The following is a 4,740-nucleotide window of genomic DNA, read 5'->3' as shown; positions in this document are numbered from 1 at the left end:
CGCGCGTGCAAGCGGGCGAGGCGGTCGGCGTCGACCGTGCCGTCGTCGCGGAACAGCGCGAGGTACCCCTGGACCGCGAGGTCGCGTCGCGCGTGCGCGGCCTCGAGTCGATCGGCGTCGGATGCCTCGCGGCCGGGCAACCGCGCGGCATCCGACGAGCGCTCGGGGTCGGCGAGCACGTCGTCGGGGAAGGTCATCACCGCATCGCCCGCCTCCGGAAGGCCGGCATCCTGCATGATGACGCGCACCTCGAGTCCGCCGTCGTTGATCGCGCGGTGGATGACGCCGGGCGCGAACCAGACGAGGTCGCCGGGCGCGAGCCTGCGATCCTCGAAGGCGCCCGCGCCGTCGATCGTGTGCAGCCGCCCACGCCCGCCGACGACGAGGTAGGCCTCTGCGGACACGAGGTGCAGGTGCGGCGTGCCGCCCGCGAGCCCGTCGGGCGCGACGCCGTCGTAGACCTCGAGGGCGCTGACCGAGGTCGCGCCGGGGAAGGCGGGCAGGGTCACGGCACGACTCCGCTCACGGGAACGGCCGGTCCGAGCAGCGCGGGCATCCGCTCGGTCGCGAGGGCGGCGAGCGCCGCCGCGCGTCCGGGGTCGGACGCGCCGTCGGCGATCACGACGCCGTACCGCAGCGCCATCGTCGCGCCCGGCCCGATCACGTGCTCCTCGCTGAAGAACGGCGCGGGGCACAGGCACGCGAACTCCTCGCTCCGGGCGAACCATTGCGGCGGGTGCTGCAGGTTGCCCGGGTCGTCGACCATGACGATCGTCGAGGCCGTGCCCGTCTCGTCGTGCCGACCGGTGAAGCCCATCCACGGCGCGCGCGTGCCGCGCAGCTCGTCGCCTCCGGCGACGCCCGGCGCGAGCACCCGGCCACCCGTGAACCAGCGGGGGCCGCGCCAGAACAGGCCGCCGTAGCCGGCGTTCTCGCGCCCCCGCGTCGTGGGCGACCCGATCGGGATGGCGCGGTCGGCCGTGTTCGTCAGCGCCGTGGCGAAGCCGAGCAGCCAGGCGTCCTCGGCGATCACGGATGCCGCGAGCGTCCGCTCCTCCTCGAGGATCGTCTCGCCCGCCTGGGTGACCCAGTCCAGCCGCTCGCGGACGCGGGCGACACCGGCCGTCGTGGTGCCGCCGCCCGCGGCATCCGCCCCGCCGACCTCGAACGACACGTGGCGCTGCTCGCCGTTGTTGGCCAGCTGCACGTAGCCCTCGCCGCGCACGAACGTGGGTCCGCCCCAGAAGTTCTCGTCGCCGACGACGGGCAGCGACCACGCGATGCCCTTGTGCCAGACGTGGTCGTGGGGACGGTAGAGCGACACGGTCTCGCCGGCGAGCGTGCGGATCGGGCTGAGGTACGGGCGCGGCGACTCGAACGTGGGGTGGTCGGGGCGGAAGACGTATTCGGCGAGCACGTCGCCGTCGGCGTGGATCATCAGGCGGTCGTCGTCGCGGGCGATGCGGAGGTCGGGCATCGGGCTCCTTCGGGTTCGTCGTCGATCCGGGATGCGGCGCGGCCCCCTCGCCGGCGTTCTCGCGTGCGCGGGCAGGAAAGCGCTATCCCAAGCCTACATCGTCACCGGGCGTCTCGCACGGGAAGCCGGAGCCCCAAGGAGGTCGATGGCCACGAATCCGTCGCCCACGGGTGCCATCCGGCCGATGAGCTCGCCGTCGATGCCGCGGCGATGCTCGATCCGGTCGGGGTCCACCGGGCCAGTGTCGCACGCCGGCAGTGCGGAGTCCGAGCCCTCCGGCCGCCCCGATCCGCATGTCCGGGTGCCGCCGCCCCGGCGGCATCCCGTTCTTGACAATTTTTCCTGTCAAGGCGTAGCGTGGTCGCATGCATGAGGTCCGAGTGCTCGCAGACGGCGCATCGGTCGAGGTCGCGCTCGACCCGATCCGCGCGTCGATCCTCGACGTGCTGACCGAACCGGGGTCGGCCGCCACGGTCGCCGCGGAGATCGGGTCGACCCGGCAGAAGGTCAACTACCACCTGAAGGCGCTCGAGGCCCACGGCCTCGTCGAGCCGGTCGAGACCCGGGCCTGGGGCGGCATCAGCGAGCGCTTCGTGCGTCGCGCGGCACGGCACCTCGTCGTCTCGCCGAACGTACTGCAGGGCACCGCGGTCGACCCGGAGGCGATCGCCGACCGGCTCTCCGCCGCGTACCTGATCGCGGTGAACGCGCGAACCGTGTCGGAGGTCGGAGCGATCACCGGCGATCCGGCGACCGAGACGCGCGTGCCCACGCTGACCGTCGACACCGTCATCGGGTTCGCGTCGGCGCAGGACCGCGCCGCATTCGCCGCCGACCTGCAGTCGGCGATCGCCGCCCTCGCCGCGAAGTACCACCACGACGACGGCCGTCCGCACCGCCTCACCGTCTCGTCGTACCCCCGACCGAAGGAGTCGTCATGAACACGCCCGATCGACCGGATCGCGTCGAGCACCGGATGGAACGCACGTACGACCTCGCCGCCAGCCCGGAAGAGGTGTGGGAGGCGATCGCGACCGCCGACGGGATCTCGTCGTGGATGGTGCCGACCCGACTCGAGCCGCGCGTCGGCGGGGAGGTGTCGTTCGACCTCGGCGGCCTCACCACGACCGGAGTGGTCACCGAGTACACCCCGAATGAACGGTTCGCGTACGAGGAGCCCTGGCCGGTCGGCGACCGACCCGAAGACCTGTCGCCGGAGATGGCCCAGTGGTTCGAGACGATCGGCGTGCCGCTGTCGGAGGTCTACGAGGGCCTGGAACAGGTCACCCCGATCGCCACCGAGTTCCTCATCGAGGCCGCCTCCGGCGGCACCTGCGTGGTGCGCGTGATCACGAGTGCGTACGGCAGTGGAGCGGACTGGGAGAACGAGTTCTTCGATCAGATGGCGCTCGACCTCGTTCCGATCCTCGACAACCTCACCACCCGCTTCCCCGTCGCGGCGCGGTGACCGATCGCCGAGGCGTGCCATCCGCCTCAGGGCCGGTCGGCGGCCCGGAACCCCCGGTTCTGGGCCGCCGACGACGGCACTGAGCGCATCAGGGCATCTCAGTCGCCGCAGATGCCCCGAGCGGTGTCGTTCTTGCCCTGGCCGCCGATCGCCTTGACGACGTCACCGACGTTGGTGAACCCGAGCGCGCCCTCGGTGTTGATGGTCTTGTGCACCTGGCCGAAGCAGGCGGCATCGGCGGGCGCAGCCTGCGCGGGCCCGGCGACGCCGAGCGTGGCGAGGGCCGCGATGAATCCGGTGGCGAGAATGCGCTTCATTGAACTTCCCCTTCGATCGGCGGGTGCGTATTCACCCTTCACCCCGTTCTTCCGCCGCCGGGGCGGTTTCGGATGCACCCCGAGCCGAATCTCTTCGCCGGAACCGCTCGGCCGACGTCGACCGGCTCAGGCGGACGCCCCGGCCGCCGCCGGCGCGGTCGTGCTCTCGCGGGTTTCGAGCCGGGGGCGGAAGAGCACCGCGTGCGGGGCCGGTCCCCCGCCGATGAGGGTGCGCAACCGCTCCCACGCCTGGGCGCCGATCTCGGCGCGCGGGACCGACATGCTGGTGAGGCGGGGCGTCGCGTACCGCGCCATCGGCACGTCGTCGAAGCCCGCGACCGACAGCTCGCCCGGCACGTGGACGCCGAGTTCCCGGAGCCGGGCCAGCAGGCCCAGCGCGACGAGGTCGTTGAACGCGATGATCGCCGTGACGCCCGCGCGGTGCGCCTCGACGACGGCGTCGGCGACGGCCTCCCCGTCCTCGGGTCGCGATCCACCCGCGATGAGGTCGATCCGCACGGACGGGTGCATGGCGAGCGCCTCGTCGACGCCGCGCAGCCGCTCGGCGTTCGACGCGCTCGTCTCGGGGCCGCTGACGTAGGCGATGCGCCGGTGCCCGAGACCGACCAGGTGGTCGACGAGGTCGCGGATGCCGCGGACGTAGTCGACGCCGACGACCGGCACGTCGAGGTCGGGCAGCGGGCGGTTCACGATGACGACCGGAGCGGTCCGCTCGACCAGCCGTCGCAGCTTCGCCTCGGGCAGGCGCGGCGCGCACAGCACGAGCGCGTCGCACCGCTGCCGGGCCTCGATCGCGATCGCCTCCTCGTCGTCGACGCGCTCCGCGGTGTCGGCGACGAGCACGCGGTAGCCGTCGGCGGCCGCGGCGAGGCTGAGGCCCTTGAGGATGCCCTGGAACAGCGGGTTCTCGAGGTCGGGCACGACCATCGCGACGGTCGTGTTGCGGCCGTGCACGAGGCTTCGGGCGACGAGGCTCGGCGCGTAGCCGAGCGTCGCGATCGACGACTGCACCTTCCGGACGATGTCGGGGTCGACGCTCGTGCGACCGTTCAGCACGCGCGAGACGGATGCCGGCGAGACGCCGGCGTGGGCGGCGACGTCGGAGATCGTGATCCCCCTGCTGCGCTCGCCCATGCGTTCCCTCCGGATGCCACGGAGCGCCCGCTGCGCGGCGTCGCCGTGTCGTGTCGGCCCCTGCGGCCCCCACGTCCCGGAGCGCTGGAGCGACCGGGAAATCGGTTCCTCAGTGTATCCCCCAGCTTGCCCGCGACTCCGCATTCCGCCTAGGCTCTCCCCGAGAAATCGCTTTCTCCATCCCGAACCAGGAGCATCCATGCGCGTCGTAGTCACCGGGTCCTCCGGCCGCCTCGGGCGCTCGCTGGCGACCGGCCTGGCTGCCGCCGGCCACGTCGTCGTCGGCCTCGACCGCGCACCGGCCGGGCTCGACGGCGTCGACG

At 72.8% G+C, this 4,740-nt stretch carries 7 protein-coding genes; 2 read left to right on the top strand and 5 right to left on the bottom strand.

Annotation, left to right across the window (positions count from 1 at the left end):
* The 3 genes from ESO86_RS11605 to ESO86_RS18925 all read right to left on the bottom strand — a co-directional run.
* Positions 1-509, bottom strand: a 509-nt coding sequence (locus tag ESO86_RS11605; RefSeq protein WP_165307707.1) for a cupin domain-containing protein, incomplete at its 3' end; no start/stop codon positions are given.
* Positions 506-1,477: a DUF6807 domain-containing protein gene (locus ESO86_RS11600; RefSeq protein WP_129235165.1), complete on the bottom strand. Its 972-nt coding sequence runs from the start codon at positions 1,475-1,477 to the stop codon at positions 506-508. The genes ESO86_RS11605 and ESO86_RS11600, both read right to left, overlap by 4 nt.
* Before the next feature lie 93 nt (positions 1,478-1,570).
* Complete coding sequence (locus ESO86_RS18925; RefSeq protein WP_165307705.1) at positions 1,571-1,711, bottom strand: hypothetical protein; 141 nt, start codon at positions 1,709-1,711, stop codon at positions 1,571-1,573.
* A gap of 131 nt (positions 1,712-1,842) precedes the next feature.
* On the opposite strand from ESO86_RS18925, the gene ESO86_RS11595 reads away from it, so the two are divergent.
* Entirely contained in the window at positions 1,843-2,418 is a 576-nt protein-coding gene (locus ESO86_RS11595) for an ArsR/SmtB family transcription factor (RefSeq protein WP_129235163.1), read from the top strand.
* Entirely contained in the window at positions 2,415-2,945 is a 531-nt protein-coding gene (locus ESO86_RS11590; protein ID WP_129235160.1) for an SRPBCC family protein, read from the top strand. Before ESO86_RS11595 ends, ESO86_RS11590 begins: the two co-directional genes overlap by 4 nt.
* A 98-nt stretch (positions 2,946-3,043) precedes the next feature.
* Here the strand turns inward: ESO86_RS11590 and ESO86_RS11585 are convergent, their stop codons facing one another.
* Complete coding sequence (locus ESO86_RS11585) at positions 3,044-3,262, bottom strand: hypothetical protein (protein ID WP_129234923.1); 219 nt, start codon at positions 3,260-3,262, stop codon at positions 3,044-3,046.
* Positions 3,263-3,388: 126 nt separating this feature from the next.
* Positions 3,389-4,561, bottom strand: coding sequence for a LacI family DNA-binding transcriptional regulator (locus ESO86_RS11580; protein ID WP_340638850.1), 1,173 nt, complete (start codon positions 4,559-4,561; stop codon positions 3,389-3,391).
* Between the last annotated feature and the right edge of the window lie 179 nt (positions 4,562-4,740).

The sequence above is a fragment of the Agromyces binzhouensis genome, from assembly GCF_004135055.1.
Lineage (GTDB): Bacteria > Actinomycetota > Actinomycetes > Actinomycetales > Microbacteriaceae > Agromyces > Agromyces binzhouensis.
Note: the sequence above shows the minus strand (reverse complement) of the source record. Positions and strands in the feature narration are given on the sequence as shown.